We start from the raw sequence: 16,773 nt of genomic DNA, 5'->3' as shown, positions 1-16,773 counted from the left end.
TTGGTACAACATCGGTTTTGCCAAATAAAATTAATTTTTAAGGAACAACACTATGAATAATACAAAAAATAAAGTTACCGCAAAGGAATTTTTTAATAAAATTTTATCAGGGACAGCGACAGGAATTATCGTCGGCTTAATTCCTAACGCTGTTTTGAGTGCCCTTCTAAAATTGTGTGGGAACAACGCTTTTACTCTTGGCTTAACCCACGTTTTGCTGGTTTTCCAAGTAGCAACCCCACTTTTAATCGGTGCCTTAATCGCTTATCAATTTGATTTTGCACCAATCGACATCGCAATCGTTGCCGGTGCTTCCTACGTCGGTTCAGGGGTTACCCAATTTAACGCCCAAGCAATCAATCCAGCAACGAAGCAAGCCGGAATTTTTATTTCATCTGGTACTGGCGACTTAATTAACACAATGATTACTGCTGCTATCGCCGTTTTCCTAACGATGCTGATCGGTAACCTCTTTGGTTCCGTTAAGGTCGTGCTGAGTCCGATTATAGTCGGCGGCGGTTCCGCCTATCTTGGCTTCCTGCTCCTGCCATTTATCAGTAAAATCACAACGGGTTTAGGTGCTATCATTGATTCCTTTACCAAACTGCAGCCAATCTTAATGTGTATCTTAATTTCATGGATGTTCTCTCTCTTAATCGTCACTCCAGTTTCAACAGTTGCCATTGGGATGGCAATCCAACTTAACGGAATCGCTGCTGGTGCTGCTGCTATGGGTGTTGCTGCAACCACAATCGTGTTGGTTGTCCACTCATGGAAAGTTAACAAGGCCGGCGTGACCATCGCCGTTGCCCTTGGAGCTATGAAAATGATGATTCCTAACTTATTCCGGCATCCAATTATTATGCTGCCAATCATCATCACTTCAACAATTTCCGCATTACCAGTTGCCCTCTGGCACATTTGTGGAACCCCTGCTTCAGCTGGCTTTGGTCTTGTAGGAATCGTTGGCCCACTAGCTTCTCTTAATGCCGGCGCAAACAGCATTAGTTGGCTGTTAGCACTAATTGCTTGGCTTATCATCCCAGCTGCCGTTGCCCTTGCTTGCCGTTTCATCCTTGATAAAATGCTACATGTTTACGATGAAAAAGTTGCCTTTGCTTACTTAGGCGAATAATTTTAAAAAAACTAAAAACACGTTTTCAGATAATATTCTGGAAACGTGTTTTTTTAATTTGTTTTAACCAGACATAATTTTACGTAAATTCAGATTTTGCACTAAAAAAACACTTTAAGCAAATGGGCTTAAAGTGTTTAACAATTTTGTCACCGCTTATTTAATAAATCCACGTTTAGCAGAATAAAAGCGATTAATTTTATGGTTGAAATAATATAATGCAGGATTATTTCCCTTTTTGACAGCCAACATCTTGTAATTTTTACCATTATAAGTGATATGCTTCAAAGTCAATGTTGTCTTATAATTCTTTTCAGACGCTGACCATACTTTACATTTATTTGCGCTAATCTTTTTAACAGATACAGGTTCAAAATAAACATCTTGCTTCCTAGTATTTGTATCATAGTACGCTTCAGAATTTGCACGATAGTTTTCAATGTAATACATCCCATCATACCCCTTTTGGTACCAAACACCACGGAATTTTTGAGGAATAGTATGCGTAATTGTCGCTGCATATACCGAATTATTTGCTGTACTTATAATCATTCCACTGCCTGTTATCAAGCCAAGACTTGCGATAAGGCTAGCCAATATTTTTTTGAATTTCAAATTTATTTCTCCTTATAAAATATAATAAATTTTGTTTTATTTTAACACTAAACAAAACAAAAATCAGCATTAATTTATAAATAAAATATTATTCGTAAAATTCATGGTAAAAGTTTAAAATCGTATATTTATCTTGGAAGACGAATAATATCGTCATTGACAAAAAATTAATGATGATAAATTTCTAACCTATTTTTCTTTGTATGACTGACCACACAAGCAAAAAGCCCGTCATATCAAAATTGATACAACGGACTTTAATACTATATTTACCTTTATTATACTTACTGATTAATCTACTTTGCTTGATATAAATAATATTTGAGTAAAATGTCATTCGTACGCAATTTAACCAAGCGCCTTTCTTCTATAACCTTACTTGGCAACAACGCTATCCCTCTTCCTTGTTCAACCAATAATTCAATCGCCTGCAAGGAATCAACTTCAAATACTCTTGTTTTATCAATTAAATCTTTCAAAGTTCTTTTTCTAAAGGCACATTCTGGATCACTATTAATCAAGATCGGAACACTTTTATCATTAAAAACAGACTGATTCTGTGCCGCATAATTAGTGCTGATTTGGCAAACTTTATTTAAATTATAATTATGACGATTATCCATATTTATAAAAGTCACTACTATGTCATACAAATGACTAGCAGCTTCCTTTACAATATCATTCTGATTTTTAACAACAATTTTACTAAAATTTCTATAATTAACGTTATTATGACTTAGAACTTCTGATATCAGAGTTTCTGATCCTAGTAGCATCTTTTTTCGCTGGTTAATTTTAGCAGACACTTGCGCCAACTCTGCTTGAATATTTAAAACTGCTTTATAAAAAATATTACCCGCTTCAGTTGGTCGAACTCCTTTGGACATACGAACAAACAGAGTTGAATTTAATTCCTGCTCCATCAATTTCAATCTAGCTGTGATATTAGATTGGGCATACCCTAAAGTCTGAGCTGCCTTATTCAATGAACCAACCTCATAAATCGTGCGGAATACTTTTAAATCATTAAAATTCATTTCATCACCTATCACTTTTAATGATAATGGTACCATTATTTAGTATTATTCAAAACTACCGAACCCTCCTATACTAAAAATCGTTAACAAATAATATTTTTATGGAGGTAAAGCAATGTCAATTAAAATTGGTATCAATGGCTTTGGCCGAATTGGTCGCTTAGCATTTCGGAGAATTTTTGAATTAAATGATCCCGAAATTGAAGTCGTGGCAATCAATGACTTAACTGATCCAGATATGATCGCCTATTTATTAAAGCACGATACAATTCACGGTGATTTTCCAGCAGAAGTGCAAGCTGATGATTCAGGAATTATTGTTAATGATAAGCATTATACAGTATATGCCGAAAAAGATGCGAAAAAAATTCCTTGGGTTGCCAATGATGATGTTGATCTAGTTCTTGAATCAACAGGTTTTTATACAAGTAAGGAAAAAGCGAGCGCTCATCTTAAAGCTGGCGTTAAAAAGGTTTTAATTTCTGCTCCTGCAGGTAAAATTCCAACCGCAGTTTACGGTATTAACGAAAATACCTTAACCGGTTCAGATCGTATTATTTCACCAGGCTCATGTACAACACAATCGGTAGCATTACTTGCTAAGCCAATGAATGATTACTTTGGTATTAAAGCTGGAAGTCTCACCACAATTCATGCTTATACAGCTTCACAAAATTTAACCGACGGTCCTCGAGGCAAAAATAAGCGTGCCAATCGCGCTGCTACTGAAAATATCATTCCCCACTCTAGTGGTGCAGCTAAGGCAATTGGTCTTGTCATTCCTGAACTTGACGGCAAACTAACCGGAAAAGCTCAACGAGTGCCTGTTCGTGACGGCTCACTAACTGAGCTTGCTCTTGTTCTTAACAAATCTGTTACTACGACAGAAATTAATAATATCTTTAAAACAATTACCCAAGATAACGAAACTTTTGGTTATGATGATACTGGAATTGTTTCATCAGACATAATTAATGATACTCATGGTGCAATTTTCGATCCCACAATGACTGAAGTAATTAATATTGGTGATGGTACTTGTCTGGCAAAAGTTCATGCTTGGTACGACAACGAATTCGGCTTTACTTGCAATATGATACGACTGTTGACTTACTACGCCAAATTATAATTTTTAATGTTAATACCAATTTAAAAGATTCTCTGCTTATTACAGAGAATTTTTTCTTGTTGCGAAACAAATTGTAAGGTCAGGTGTCGCAAAATCTATTAACAACAAAATTATTCTAGTCACACAAAAAAGCAGGCAATTAAGCCTGCTACATCAAGGATTATGTTCATTCCCCAAAAAATTAATGACGACAAATTTTTAACTTATTTTACTTTGTGTGACCTACAGTGTGACTGACCACAACATTTCACATTAATTTACAACTATTCAAAAGACTTCATAACAAGCAAAAGCCCGCTATATCAAGATTGATACAACGGGCTTTAATGCTATATTTGCCTTTGTTATGCTGATTGCCAGAATCGAACTGGCGACCTTTTCTTTACGAGGGAAACGCTCTACCGACTGAGCTAAATCAGCAACTCGTAACGTTTAAATTATACCAAAAGAAAAAACGTCACGCAATAAAAATTATCAAATCAAACTAATCTTACTGCCAATCAAGACATAACCCCTGCTGATGCAGCAATTCTGGCAATTGGTCGCGGTCAATCTTATGGCTATCGAGCTTAGCACCACTAATCTGCTTGGTAAAAGAATCAATGCGGCGGTTAGAATCGCGCAAATCATAGTAAGTTGTTACCAGTTGATCGTAATCTGCCAAATCGCTAACTTGAAAATCACGTGGATAATCATTCTCAAACGTGGTAAATTGCAGCGGCAGCCGCGGTTTTAATTGTGGCTCTTGGTCGGGCACACCAACCTGCATCCCAAGTGCTGGGAACGTCAACTCTGGCAAATCCAAGACGTCAAGCATTGCCAGTGGATGATCGTTAATTGTTCCTAGCGGCACATAGCCTAAGCCCATGCTCTCTACCGCATTAGCAACATTTTGCCATGCGAGTAGAGTATCATCCATTCCCTGCATAAACAAGTCGCTCATGTGTACCCGGCCATCATCTTTGCCCAGTTGCTGGCGGATTTGCTGGTTACGATAGAGGTCCACTACAAATATGAACAAGTCACCTTCTGCACCTACATATTGTTGGTTACACAGCTCCCGGATTTTAGCCCTTTTGGCTTCATCAGTAATATGCAGCAGCGTTGCATTTTGCATAAACATACTAGTCGCAGTATGTTGAAAAACCGTGTACAAGGTTTCTAGCTGTTCTTCAGTTAACTTTTGGTCCTTAAACTTCCGTATTGAACGGTGATTAATTTGATTATCAATTGTTGAATTATGAATCATTGTCTGACTCCTTTTCTAATCCTCTTACTAAAAGTAAGTATATTGTAAAATATTCTCTCTGTCAATTATTGCTTGAAAGATATTCAATCTTGTCTTAATTGTGCTAAAATTTATTTGATTAAATTAAATATCTAATGGAGGAAACTATGCGTGTTTTAGTTATTGGCGGCGCGGGCTACATTGGCTCAATTGCTGTTAGAAAATTACTTGAAAACGGCAATGATGTTGTTGTACTCGATGCATTATACACCGGTCACCGAAAGGCTGTTGATTCACGGGCCAAATTTTATCAAGGCGATATTGAAAATAAATTTTTGGTCAGCCAAATTCTACGAAATGAAAAAATTGATGCTGTGATGCACTTTGCGGCTTACTCATTGGTGCCAGAGTCCGTTAAAAAGCCATTGAAATACTATGACAACAATGTTTCAGGTATGATTTCACTACTTGAGGCAATGAACGACGCCAATGTTAAATACTTGGTCTTCTCATCCAGTGCTGCAACCTATGGCATTCCTAAGAAGCTCCCGATTACCGAAGATTCCCCGCTTGACCCAATCAATCCTTATGGCGAAACTAAGATGATGATGGAAAAAATTATGCACTGGGCTGACAAGGCTGACGGGATTAAGTCAATTGCCTTGCGCTACTTCAACGTTGCCGGGGCTGCCAGCGACGGTTCCATTGGTGAAGACCATGCTCCTGAAACCCACTTAATTCCTAATATTTTAAGAAGTGCAATTTCTGGTGACGGTAAGTTTACCATTTTTGGTAATGACTATGATACTAAGGATGGCACCAATGTTCGCGACTATGTACAAATCGAAGACTTAATTGATGCGCACTTGCTAGCTTTAGATTATTTATTGAATACCAACCAATCCGATGTCTTCAACTTAGGTACTGCTCACGGCTATTCTAATCTGGAAATTTTGGCGGCAGCCCGTAAAGTTACCGGCATTGATATTCCTTATACGATGGGACCAAGACGTGGCGGTGACCCCGACTCACTAGTAGCCGATTCTACTAAAGCACGGACAATTTTACATTGGCAGCCAAAGCACGAAAGCGCGGAAGAAGTCATGACCAGTGCCTGGAAATGGCACCAGTCACATCCAAATGGCTACAACGATAAATAAACCATAAAAAGCATACTGCTGATTAGCAGTATGCTTTTTAATTTGCATCATTAATGGTTGTATAAAGGTCCATATCGCGAAATTCACCATGATATTTGACTTTAGCACGGAGCAAGGCGACATGTACCAAGCCCGCGCGTTCAGCTACTGCTCGACTAGCCTTGTTTTCATGATCGGCCAATAAGTCAATCCGGTGTAAATTCATCTTGGTAAAGGCTAATTTAATTAGCCGCTTAACTGCCATAGTCATGATGCCGTTCCCTTGATATTCGCTGCCCAACCAGTAGCCGATTTCACCACACTGATTCTGACGATTAAGATTGTGCAAGTCAAGCATCCCAGCAGCCTGACCATTTACCATGATTACTAGTGCCAGCATCTGGTAGTTAGCCGTTTTTTCTCGTGTCATTTTGATAAAGTTGACTTCATCCGCTACAGTTTCAGTAGTTTCTGCCCATGGCAACCAGCGACCTATCTGTTCACGATCTTTAGTAACTAACGCCAACAGTGCCGGTGCCTGGTCTAATTCCGGTAAAACCAACGCAATCTTTAAGCCATTAATTGTAAACTGATCAAAAGTAAACATTTTCCGTCTTCTCCTAATTATTTTTTAATAATATTAATGATAACATTTAATCTAAAAAGGTGCTAGCTCCCCAAGCAACCACTACTTTCATCATAAAAGTTACAATTTATCAAAGTTTTCATCTACTAATGCAAAACTCATTTATAAATGCTAAAATAGAATAATGTAACATTAATGTAACATAATACTTATTGATTTGGAGTGGTTAAATGTCAAAAGAAGACCCAAAGACCAATTCTGGATATGAACGCACACTAACTAACGCGCATATTCAGTTAATCGCGCTTGGCGGCACGATTGGCACCGGTCTTTTCTTGGGAGTTGGCAACAGTATTCATCAAGCTGGCCCAAGCGTAATTTTAATTTATATCATTGTTGGTATTTTTCTTTACTTTTTAATGCGGGCTCTGGGTGAGTTGGTTCTTTCCGACTTGCACAAGCACACTTATATCGAATTTATCGAAAAATATTTAGGCAAGAACATCGGTTTTATTACCGGCTACCTATATTGGATCAGCTGGATAAGTTTAGGCATGGCGGAGATGACCGCCTTAGGAATTTACTTCCAATATTGGTTCCCGCATTTGCCAACCTGGGTGCCGGGATTAATTACCATCGTTATCTTGCTTTTTATCAACCTATTGTCAGCACGATTGTTTGGTAATTTGGAATTCAGTTTTGCCATTATCAAGATTGTAACAATTATTGCCTTTGTCTTGCTAATTGCCTACCTCTTAGTTACTGGCGGGAAGACAAGTTTTGGTCCCGTTGGTTTTGGTAATTTAGCTAAAAATGGTGGCTTCTTCGCCACTGGTGCCAATGGCTTTCTTGGCGGTTTTCAAATGGTAATTTTTAGTTTCGTCGGCGTTGAACTGATTGGCTTAACGGCAGCCGAAGCACAAAATCCCAAAGTTACTATTAGAAAAGCGATTAATGAGTTACCATTGCGAATCATTTTATTTTACGTCATGGCAATTTTGGCAATCTTGCTGGTTATTCCGTGGAATAAAATCGCAACTACTTCTAGCCCCTTCGTCCAAGCATTGGGCGCCACGGGAATTCGTAATGCCGGTTCAATTATCAACTTCGTTGTAATTTCTGCGGCCGTTTCCTCAACCAACAGTTTTCTGTATAGTGCTGGACGATTAATCTTTTCCGTTACTTATGACGGTAAGGGTAAGTGGAATGAAACCTTTGGTCACTTACACCGCCAATTACCACAAAATGGTTTGATCTTATCAGCCTGCTTAATGGGACTGGCACCATTGGTAATTATCTTGATTGGTAATCAAGCTTTCAATTTCATTTCCTCAACCTCAACCAGTATGTTTTTAATTATTTGGTGCTTGATGATTCTAACCCACTTGTCTTACCGCAAACAAACGCCGGCTAACAAGTTGACTGACTTTCAAATGCCACAATACCCGTGGTTGGATTATCTAACACTAGCCTTTTTTGGTCTAATGATTATTTTATTACTATCATTACCAGCTAACCGTATGGCGATGATTAGTGCGATTCTGATTTTTATTATTTTATGGGCTGTCAGCAAGATCTGGCACCAAGAACGGGCGATCTAGCCGATTGTGGCGCACTTATCAACCGAACAATATTTTTAAAGATTAAATTGGAGTAATTTTATGGACAAAAAAGATTCTAAAGATTCTACTGAATATGAGCGATCGCTAACTAATACTCACATTCAATTAATTGCATTAGGCGGAACTATCGGAACGGGGCTTTTCCTCGGTGTTGGCAACAGTATTCAAAAGGCTGGTCCAAGTGTTATCCTCATTTACCTAATCGTCGGCATCTTTCTCTTTTTCCTGATGCGGGCATTAGGTGAACTGATTATTTCCGACCTCAGCAAACACTCATATATCGAATTTATTGAAAAATACTTAGGTAAGGATACTGGCTTTATCACCGGTTACCTATACTGGATTTGTTTAATCACCCTGGCAATGGCGGAAATGACCGCGCTGGGAATTTATTTCCAATACTGGTTCCCTCATTTACCGACTTGGGTGCCGGGGCTGGTGACAATAGCTGTCCTATTGGGAATTAACATGTTGTCGGCACGGCTATTTGGTAACCTAGAGTTCAGTTTTGCTATTATCAAAATCGTAACGGTTGTGGCCTTTGTTATTTTGGTTGCTTACCTGATGATTACTGGCAAAAATACCACTTATGGTGCTGTCAGTTTTGGCAACCTATTTAATAATGGCGGCTTCTTTGCCAAAGGCGGCATTGGCTTCTTATCAGGCTTTCAAATGGTTATCTTCAGTTTCGTTGGTATTGAGCTCTTGGGCTTTACCGCCTCTGAAGCGCAAAACCCTAAGAAAACCATCAGTAAAGCAATCAATGAAGTACCTACTAGAATTATCCTCTTTTACGTTTTAGCAATCGTGGCAATCTTAGTGGTCATCCCTTGGAACAAGGTTTCAACTAGCTCCAGCCCATTCGTACAAACTCTTGCCGCAACGGGAATCCACAATGCTGGGTCACTGATTAACTTCGTGGTTATATCTGCCGCTATTTCTTCAACCAACAGTGTGCTTTACAGTGCTGGGCGACTATTATTTTCGATTACCTTTAATGGTAAGGGCAAGTGGAACCAAACCTTTGGTCATTTACACCGTCAGTTGCCGCAAAATGGTTTAATCCTGTCTGCCTGCTTAATCGAGCTCGCACCATTGTTAATCATCATGATCGGTAATGATGCCTTCACATTTATTTCATCGACAACTACTAGTATGTTCCTCATTATCTGGTGCATTATGTTACTCTCGCACGTTGCTTACAGAAAGACAACTCCTGAAGACCAACTAACTAGTTTTAAGATGCCTGGCTTCCCGTACTTTGATTACGCAACTTTGGTATTCTTCATCTTAATGATTATTCTCTTGCTGGTTCTACCAGAAAACAGAGTTGCCATGATTTCGGCATTAGCAATCTTCATTATTCTTTATGCAATTGCTAAACTGTGGCGCAAAGAAAAAGCTGAATAAACAAAAAATACTTAGATCAGAATTGATCTAAGTATTTTATTTTAAACTCAAGAATTATTAACTAATAATCACCAGATCAAATTAATCTGGTGCTATTTTATATTAAATTTCATTATTAAACTTAGCTGGTGTCGTATTATATCCTGCCGCTTGCTTGACAGTTACAGCACTGTCTTCCGTCAAACTAGGATCAGCTGCTCCAGGAAGATAGAAATTACTATTGTCTGGTGGGATAACTGCTTGCATTGTTTCTTCCTCAGTTAACTGGGGAATCCAATTGTATGGAATTCGGTAAGCACGAAAAATCAGTCCATCACCCAAGTTAGGGTAAACATACTCCCAAACGATTTTCTTATCCTTTGTTACCTCTAAAAAGCGTCCTTCTGTTCCTTCATCAATTAGTGTATTACCGTTAGGTAAACGTTGAGCACTACTGACCAGTGGCGAATAGAAGTGATGACGATGAAATGGAGTATGACTATTAACAATATCTGTTGCTCCAAAAGACCAAACGACTTCCAAAGTTACCGGGTTGAATTCAATTACTTTTGAAGTGTCAAGACGACTAGTTTTCATTCCCGTAATTGAAGTTTGATTAGGCGCACCATAGCCAGCCCATCCTCCATTATTGAAAACTAAAATATTACCAGCTCCAGGCAATCCTTGCGGAATCATATGAGTATGGTGCATCCCAATTAATGGCCCCAATTTTTTCAAAGCTGTATTTGTGGTATAGTCTGGGCCAATTTGCCAGACAATTTTTCCAGTTTCATGGTCAATAATCCACATAATATTCGCTTCACGTGAATCCATTATAATGTTATTTGGGTTAAAGCGTTCATCACCTTCCTTAAACCAATGATTTGGTCCTAGATAACTAGCACAGTTAACATGAAAAAGATCACCTTCACCCTCCCCATTGAAGCTATCCTCATGAGTATTAGGATTGTGGAAAATTGCATTCTTTTGTAAATTAGATAAATTAAATTCATTAAAGTGATCTGTTATATGCCACGACCAGAGCTTTTTTCCACTGCGATCAATTTCCAACAAAACTTCTTCAAGTAGAGCTTGTGGTGAAATTCTTGGTTTTTTGACATTATTATGCGTTAACAATAATACTTTATTGAAATCATCCTTAGCAGTTTGACCTGGAACAAAGTAGCCAACTGGATTACCTTCAATTTGATAATCATGATGTTGCCTAGCAACCCAAGTTTTGCCGCAATCATGGTCTGTTACTTCTTGGTTATGATTAAAACTCCAAATTACATTACCATTCCAATCAACTTCGCTTACATCGGCATAATCTTGATAAGCATCAAGACGATCGCGACATCTAAGTGAACCAAAAATTTTACCACCGGGAATCATTTTGTTAGGAAATCCCTGTAAACCGCGCCATTGATGGACTACCTTTCCGGACATATCAATTAAGACAGCACCAATGCCGCCAGCATTAAACAAAGTATAACCATTCCATGTCTTTTCAGGATCAAACATAACCGTTCCTGTTGGAAAAACATTTCTACCCATTGAAAATTCCTCCTTATGCTTGCTTATTTTCAAATTTATTTAATAATGCCATTGCTAGAGGTAAAACCAAAAAACCGATAATCATCATGATAATTGCGTACCAATTAATGCCAACAACTTTGCCATTAGCAATCACACCAAACTGAACTTTCCAATTATATTCGACTAATAAAAAGACAACCAGCAAGATTGAAATAATAGGAATAACAATGTCCGTCCAAACATTTTTAGGGGCATTTAAAACTTTTTCCTTGTTGGTTCCCCGGTAAAAACGAATAACAGATAGTGGAACAACAATAAATTCCAAGAAACTAACCATTGCAGTTAATGTAATCAAATTAGTCATGTTAAACTGAAAAGCCATTGGAATTAAAATAACTAAAATTATTGAAATGAAGAAGCTTCTGATAGGAAAATTGTTTGCTGTTCTTTTAGTTAATTTTTTAGATATCTGCCCTTCTTTAGCCATTGCTTCTAGAACTCGTGGAATACTGAAACTTTCAGCAATATTAACACCTAGCATTGAAATTAAAGCGCCAAGCAAAATTATGTCACGAAGAATATCATTTTTAAAAATTGCACTGATAGCAACAACTTGCTTAGTTGTCATCAAGTCTTGTGGGTCTAACTTTAAGGCAACGGCGATAATTCCCATGTAGATAAAAGCAATAATAAAAATAGACATTGGAATTGCTCGTGGCAAATTTTTTTCAGGATGTTCCATGTCTTCTGCACCTGAAGCAACAGACTCAAAGCCCATAAAAGAATAAAAAGCTGAAACCACGGCCATCGCAAATCCACTAGTAGTTAATGTGGGGACAATTTTATGACCATTTTGTCTAATTTGGTCAACTTTTGCAAGGTGATGGGTTGCACCAGTGGTCAGTATTAGAACAACTGCAGCTATAATAATTAAAATAAGTGCAGCAAGCTTACCAATAGTCGCTACATTCATAACGTATTTGACAACTTTTTGACCGAAAAGATTAATTATCGTAATCAAAACGACTAAGAGTAATAGTCCAATAGTTAATGATACGTTGTTATTAGGATTGCCACCAAAGATAGAAATAGTAGATTTGACAACGCCAGTTGCCATAACTGACCAAGTAACACTAGCGGCAAAGTACCGTAGAATACCCATGTAAAAACCTAACTTATCGCCAAAAGCTGCCTTAGAATATGCATACGACGCACCCGACTTAATAACATATTTAGCAGCTGACGCTGATGAAATTCCAAAGGCAGCTGCACAAATAGCAGCAATCAAGTAAACCCATAGTGACATACTACCAGCTTGATTGACCACACTAGCTGGTGTTAAGAAAATACCTGAGCCAATCGTCGTATTGATTGCTAAAAAGACGATCGACCAAAAGTCTAATTTATCTCCGATATTTTTATTTTTCATTTTTACTTCCTCTTATTTTGACAACAAAAAATGAGCATGTTAGATTGAAAACCTAACATGCCCACTTTGGCACTTGATATATAGAACATTACCATGCTAACGCACACTTGCTAGGTATAATCTAGCAGGTTACAATATGCGAGCTAGATACGGCTTTATTTTGTCCGCATCTAATATCAACGGACGTTATTTAATATCATAGATATAAAAAACGCCTGCATAATATCGCTGAATTGCTTGTAATGAGTTTTGCATGTGATTAGCCCTTTCTTTAGTAATTGTGTTAATTAAAACATAAAAATTTGATATATACAATACAAAAATTGCAAATATATTAAATAAAAATGAGCTATATATAATTATTGCACGTAAAAATATCAGAAGACCGAACAAATTAAAATACACGACCCCGGTAAAATATCGGAATCGTGCATTATTAATGATATAAATTTAAAAATGCCTAACTTTTCTATTGCACTTCAATTTAATCTAAGTATTTTGTCTAAATTATGATTTAAGCCGTCGTTTTAACTTTTGCCATAAGCCTAGTGCCTGACGCAAATTATTACTTGGCACATAATTACGGATTGCTCGTAAAGTCTTTTTATTATCACGAGTTGAAAAGATAAACGTACCATTCTTGCGCGTACGGATTTCAAACCGCGGAATATAACGACCATGAAAATGAACGTCAGCAACCACACAAGAAATTTCCGCCCACGGAATTTGGACATAATCATTTAAGTTACGGTCATTATAAAATTCAAATGCTTGATCGCCCACCATTACTTTGCCATAGGTCGCGATCCCGCGAAACCAAGTGGCATTGATTGTTAAGGTGACCTTAGTATTACTTGATTTAACCATTTTTGATTAAAGAACGTGCAATACGTGAAGCACAACACCCACGATAAAGATACCAATAATAATTACAATTGGTGATACCTTCTTCTTGAGCAGCCACATGCAAAGAAACGTCAATAGCAACCCAGCTAATCCAGGAATTAAACTATCAAGATTATTCTGCAGTGTTGTTGTCTTAAATTTGGTCAGCGATAAGCCATTACTCTGACCAATTAATGCTTGTTGGATGCCCTTAGCACCAGCTGGTAACGAATTCCAGTCAATGTAGCCGCCTTTTTGAACCGGCGTCTTAGAAACAATTGGCGTAAATTTAATGTTAACCCAGCGCTCAATCAATGAACCAAGGACGAACATCCCCATCATTGAAGCACCACGGGTAACTTTTTGCAGTAATCCGCCAGACACATCATTAGTAATTGCAGACCCAGCCTTGTAACCAAATTCTTGTGTATACCACATAAATGCTAATCTGATTACATTCCAGATAACAAAGAACAAAATTGGCCCTAAGATATTGCCTTGAATTGCCATTGAAGCACCCAAAGCACCAACAATTGGTCGTACTGTGTACCAGAAAACGGGGTCACCAACGCCGGCTAAAGGTCCCATCATTCCAACCTTAACCCCTTGGATAGCTTCATCTTCAACCTCGGCACCATTAGCTTTATCTTCTTCTAAAGCCAAAGTAACACCTAAAATTGGTGAAACTAGGTACGGGTGAACATTGAAGAACACCAAGTGGCGTTGCAGAGCTTCTGCCATGTCATCTTTATCTGGATATAATTTTCTCAACGCTGGAATTAATGAGTATGCAAAACCACCGTTCTGCATTCTTTCATAGTTCCATGATGCTTGCAAAAATTGTGAGTGCCACATAACCTTGAAGCGGTCGGCTTTTGTTAATTTTATTTTTGAATCAGCCATTATCAAATCCTCCTCTTAGTATCACTTTAATAATCATCAATGATATCGCCGAGTGGATCGCCGGTACCCTCATTAGCTGAACCAGAATTGCTGCTGCCGCCCTTTGATTCAAGGGCTAAGTACATAATTGCCAGCGCCAGTCCAATTGCGCCTAGGGCAATTAATGTTAGATCTTTAATTGCAGCTAAGGCAAAACCAATGGCAAAGAATGGCCAAACTTCACGACTAGCCATCATGTTAATAACCATGGCGTAACCAACAGCTACAACCATCGCACCACCAATTGACATACCGTCACTTAACCAAGTAGGCATTAGTCCCAGCCAGTACTGAACTGTTGATGCTGGAATTGCCAATAATAACGCAGCTGGAATCGCAATTCTTAATCCTTGCAAACAAACATCAATCCATTGCCACATATTAATTTTACGCCAATTTGCCTTTTTGGCATCGGCATCCATAATGTGAACAATCCCAGTTGAAATTGTCCGGACAATCATCGTTAAAAACAGGCCCGCAACTGCCAAAGGCATCGCAATCCCTGTGGCCATTCCAATTCCTTTTGTACCCTGACCACTTTGAACCAAAATAATTGCCGAAGCAACAGATGCCAAAGCCGCATCAGGCGCAACAGCAGCACCGATATTAGCCCAACCTAAGGCAATCATTTGTAATTGCCCACCTAAAATAACTCCTAAGTCTAGATGTCCGGTAACCAAACCAATTAATGTACAAGCAACTAGTGGTTGGTGAAATTCCCATTGATCCAAGATACCTTCCATACCTGCAAGGAAAGCAACCAGAACAACTAAAACCATTTGTATAGCGTTCATTTTTTCACTCCTTTTTTATTATTTATTTTGTTCATCAAGCAAATTTTGAGCTTTATTCAAAATCGCGTCCATATTGCCTGACTTATCAGTCGGAACTTTACGGACATCATACTTAACGCCCATCTTTTCAAGTTCGTGGAAAGTATCAACATCCTGCTGGTTCATTGATAAAACATTGTTGGCATTAACATCACCAACTGAATATGACATTGAACCAACATTAACAGTTTCAATATTCACGCCTTCCTTAATTACGGTCAGAACATCCTCCGGATTTTCAAACAATAATAAGGCATGAGTATCACCAAAACGTGGATCTTTAGCAATTTCGACCATCTTTTTAAGTGGGACTGTATGGGCCTTCACACCAGCAGGTGCTGCTTCACGAATCATACTCTTACGCATTTCATCTTTAGCAACACGATCCGAAACAACGATTACCCGATCAGGATGCATTGTTGGAATCCAACCAGTAGCAACTTGTCCGTGAAGCAATCGTGAATCAATCCGAGCTAACACAATTTTAAGATGACCGTCACCAATTACTGTTCCAGCTGGAATCAACTTTTGCGTTTTAGCAGGTGCCGTTGCCTCGACCGTCGCAGCGTCTTGCGGCATTAAGTCAACCGGTTTAGTTTTAATGCCATCACGAGCTGAATTAATAATCGCAGTAGCGACTTGTTGCGCTGTTGCATCAGAATTCGTCAACCTTTGCGTTAAAGCTTCAACAACCATTGGTAAATTCATACCGGTAACAATCGCCCAATTTGGATGATCCTCAAGCAGAGTATTAGCTTGGTTAAATGGCGTTCCTCCCCAAAGATCTACTAACAACAACACTTCATTTTGATCAGAAAATGATGCTATTGATTGTTCCATTTTGTCATGAATGTCCTCTGGTCCTTCATCAGGCGATAACGTTACATGAGCAAAATTGTCCTGTTCACCAAATAGCATTTGTGCTGATTGAGCAATACCATCTGCAAACCCACCATGGCTAGCAAGTAAAATTCCTACCATGTGATTTCCTCCTTTAAATAATATGTATCTACTTTCATTATACCCTTTATATCAATATAAACACAGGATTTCCAAATTTAAAGACAACAAAAAAGAGGACCAGAGGTCCTCTTCCTTTTACCTTGCTCCGGCTGTCAGACTCGAACTGACGACATCTTGATTAACAGTCAAGCGCTCTACCAACTGAGCTAAGCCGGAATATTAAAAAAAGCACGGCAGCGTCCTACCCTCGCAGGCAGTCTCCCACCAACTACTCTCGGCGTGAAGAAGCTTAACTACTGTGT

The 16,773-nt window shown here is 38.4% G+C and carries 15 protein-coding genes and 2 tRNA genes; 5 read left to right on the top strand and 12 right to left on the bottom strand.

What is annotated here, in order from left to right; translation table 11 throughout:
• Positions 1-52: 52 nt before the first annotated feature.
• On the top strand, positions 53-1,135 hold the full coding sequence (locus tag PT278_RS07300) for a PTS sugar transporter subunit IIC (RefSeq protein ID WP_277131334.1): 1,083 nt from the start codon (positions 53-55) through the stop codon (positions 1,133-1,135).
• Between the two features lie 156 nt (positions 1,136-1,291).
• Here the strand turns inward: PT278_RS07300 and PT278_RS07295 are convergent, their stop codons facing one another.
• Both PT278_RS07295 and PT278_RS07290 read right to left on the bottom strand, forming a co-directional pair.
• Positions 1,292-1,750: a hypothetical protein gene (locus PT278_RS07295; protein ID WP_277131331.1), complete on the bottom strand. Its 459-nt coding sequence runs from the start codon at positions 1,748-1,750 to the stop codon at positions 1,292-1,294.
• Positions 1,751-2,046: 296 nt separating this feature from the next.
• On the bottom strand, positions 2,047-2,787 hold the full coding sequence (locus tag PT278_RS07290) for a LysR family transcriptional regulator (protein ID WP_277131329.1): 741 nt from the start codon (positions 2,785-2,787) through the stop codon (positions 2,047-2,049).
• A gap of 115 nt (positions 2,788-2,902) precedes the next feature.
• Between PT278_RS07290 and gap the strand changes: the two genes are divergently transcribed.
• Positions 2,903-3,916 (top strand): type I glyceraldehyde-3-phosphate dehydrogenase, encoded by a 1,014-nt coding sequence (gene gap, locus PT278_RS07285; protein WP_277131327.1) that lies wholly within the window; start codon positions 2,903-2,905, stop codon positions 3,914-3,916.
• Positions 3,917-4,263: 347 nt separating this feature from the next.
• Here gap and PT278_RS07280 read toward each other — a convergent pair.
• A tRNA-Thr gene (locus PT278_RS07280) sits at positions 4,264-4,336 on the bottom strand.
• Positions 4,337-4,406: 70 nt separating this feature from the next.
• The gene (locus tag PT278_RS07275) at positions 4,407-5,165 is read right to left on the bottom strand and encodes an NADPH-dependent oxidoreductase (RefSeq protein ID WP_277131325.1); all 759 of its coding nucleotides are present in this window, start codon (positions 5,163-5,165) and stop codon (positions 4,407-4,409) included.
• A gap of 146 nt (positions 5,166-5,311) precedes the next feature.
• On the opposite strand from PT278_RS07275, the gene galE reads away from it, so the two are divergent.
• On the top strand, positions 5,312-6,304 hold the full coding sequence (gene galE, locus PT278_RS07270) for a UDP-glucose 4-epimerase GalE (protein ID WP_277131323.1): 993 nt from the start codon (positions 5,312-5,314) through the stop codon (positions 6,302-6,304).
• A gap of 37 nt (positions 6,305-6,341) precedes the next feature.
• On the opposite strand, the gene PT278_RS07265 is transcribed toward galE, so the two are convergent.
• Entirely contained in the window at positions 6,342-6,890 is a 549-nt protein-coding gene (locus PT278_RS07265; RefSeq protein ID WP_277131321.1) for a GNAT family protein, read from the bottom strand.
• Positions 6,891-7,099: 209 nt separating this feature from the next.
• Here PT278_RS07265 and PT278_RS07260 point away from each other — a divergent pair, with 209 nt between their 5' ends.
• Positions 7,100-8,470, top strand: coding sequence for an amino acid permease (locus PT278_RS07260; protein ID WP_277131319.1), 1,371 nt, complete (start codon positions 7,100-7,102; stop codon positions 8,468-8,470).
• A 60-nt stretch (positions 8,471-8,530) separates the two neighbouring features.
• A complete protein-coding gene (locus PT278_RS07255) occupies positions 8,531-9,901 on the top strand; it encodes an amino acid permease (RefSeq protein ID WP_277131317.1) in 1,371 nt (456 codons plus the stop codon).
• A 102-nt stretch (positions 9,902-10,003) separates the two neighbouring features.
• Here PT278_RS07255 and PT278_RS07250 read toward each other — a convergent pair whose 3' ends face one another.
• From PT278_RS07250 to PT278_RS07220, 7 genes are all read right to left on the bottom strand, one after another.
• Positions 10,004-11,437 carry an aryl-sulfate sulfotransferase gene (locus tag PT278_RS07250; RefSeq protein ID WP_277131316.1) on the bottom strand — a complete coding sequence of 478 codons (1,434 nt, stop codon included), beginning with the start codon at positions 11,435-11,437 and terminating at the stop codon, positions 10,004-10,006.
• A gap of 13 nt (positions 11,438-11,450) precedes the next feature.
• Positions 11,451-12,848 carry an APC family permease gene (locus tag PT278_RS07245; RefSeq protein WP_277131314.1) on the bottom strand — a complete coding sequence of 466 codons (1,398 nt, stop codon included), beginning with the start codon at positions 12,846-12,848 and terminating at the stop codon, positions 11,451-11,453.
• A gap of 507 nt (positions 12,849-13,355) precedes the next feature.
• Positions 13,356-13,715, bottom strand: coding sequence for a DUF956 family protein (locus PT278_RS07240; protein ID WP_277131312.1), 360 nt, complete (start codon positions 13,713-13,715; stop codon positions 13,356-13,358).
• A 6-nt stretch (positions 13,716-13,721) separates the two neighbouring features.
• Positions 13,722-14,636, bottom strand: a complete 915-nt coding sequence (locus tag PT278_RS07235) for a PTS system mannose/fructose/sorbose family transporter subunit IID (protein WP_277131311.1) — start codon at positions 14,634-14,636, stop codon at positions 13,722-13,724.
• Positions 14,637-14,662: 26 nt separating this feature from the next.
• Positions 14,663-15,469: a PTS mannose/fructose/sorbose transporter subunit IIC gene (locus PT278_RS07230; RefSeq protein ID WP_277131309.1), complete on the bottom strand. Its 807-nt coding sequence runs from the start codon at positions 15,467-15,469 to the stop codon at positions 14,663-14,665.
• 18 nt (positions 15,470-15,487) lie between these two features.
• Positions 15,488-16,489 (bottom strand): mannose/fructose/sorbose PTS transporter subunit IIA, encoded by a 1,002-nt coding sequence (locus PT278_RS07225; protein WP_277131307.1) that lies wholly within the window; start codon positions 16,487-16,489, stop codon positions 15,488-15,490.
• Between the two features lie 125 nt (positions 16,490-16,614).
• Positions 16,615-16,687, bottom strand: a tRNA-Asn gene (locus PT278_RS07220).
• Positions 16,688-16,773: the final 86 nt, after the last annotated feature.

This window comes from Lactobacillus sp. ESL0703 (assembly GCF_029433435.1).
GTDB lineage: Bacteria > Bacillota > Bacilli > Lactobacillales > Lactobacillaceae > Lactobacillus.
Note: the sequence above shows the minus strand (reverse complement) of the source record. Positions and strands in the feature narration are given on the sequence as shown.

Excerpts from the sequence above, each read along its gene's own strand:
- PT278_RS07300 (WP_277131334.1), top strand. The coding sequence starts at position 53 with ATGAATAATACAAAAAATAAAGTTACCGCAAAGGAATTTTTTAATAAA.
- PT278_RS07290 (WP_277131329.1), bottom strand. The coding sequence starts at position 2,787 with ATGAATTTTAATGATTTAAAAGTATTCCGCACGATTTATGAGGTTGGT.
- gap (WP_277131327.1), top strand. The coding sequence starts at position 2,903 with ATGTCAATTAAAATTGGTATCAATGGCTTTGGCCGAATTGGTCGCTTA.
- PT278_RS07275 (WP_277131325.1), bottom strand. The coding sequence starts at position 5,165 with ATGATTCATAATTCAACAATTGATAATCAAATTAATCACCGTTCAATA.
- galE (WP_277131323.1), top strand. The coding sequence starts at position 5,312 with ATGCGTGTTTTAGTTATTGGCGGCGCGGGCTACATTGGCTCAATTGCT.
- PT278_RS07265 (WP_277131321.1), bottom strand. The coding sequence starts at position 6,890 with ATGTTTACTTTTGATCAGTTTACAATTAATGGCTTAAAGATTGCGTTG.
- PT278_RS07260 (WP_277131319.1), top strand. The coding sequence starts at position 7,100 with ATGTCAAAAGAAGACCCAAAGACCAATTCTGGATATGAACGCACACTA.
- PT278_RS07255 (WP_277131317.1), top strand. The coding sequence starts at position 8,531 with ATGGACAAAAAAGATTCTAAAGATTCTACTGAATATGAGCGATCGCTA.
- PT278_RS07250 (WP_277131316.1), bottom strand. The coding sequence starts at position 11,437 with ATGGGTAGAAATGTTTTTCCAACAGGAACGGTTATGTTTGATCCTGAA.
- PT278_RS07245 (WP_277131314.1), bottom strand. The coding sequence starts at position 12,848 with ATGAAAAATAAAAATATCGGAGATAAATTAGACTTTTGGTCGATCGTC.
- PT278_RS07240 (WP_277131312.1), bottom strand. The coding sequence starts at position 13,715 with ATGGTTAAATCAAGTAATACTAAGGTCACCTTAACAATCAATGCCACT.
- PT278_RS07235 (WP_277131311.1), bottom strand. The coding sequence starts at position 14,636 with ATGGCTGATTCAAAAATAAAATTAACAAAAGCCGACCGCTTCAAGGTT.
- PT278_RS07230 (WP_277131309.1), bottom strand. The coding sequence starts at position 15,469 with ATGAACGCTATACAAATGGTTTTAGTTGTTCTGGTTGCTTTCCTTGCA.
- PT278_RS07225 (WP_277131307.1), bottom strand. The coding sequence starts at position 16,489 with ATGGTAGGAATTTTACTTGCTAGCCATGGTGGGTTTGCAGATGGTATT.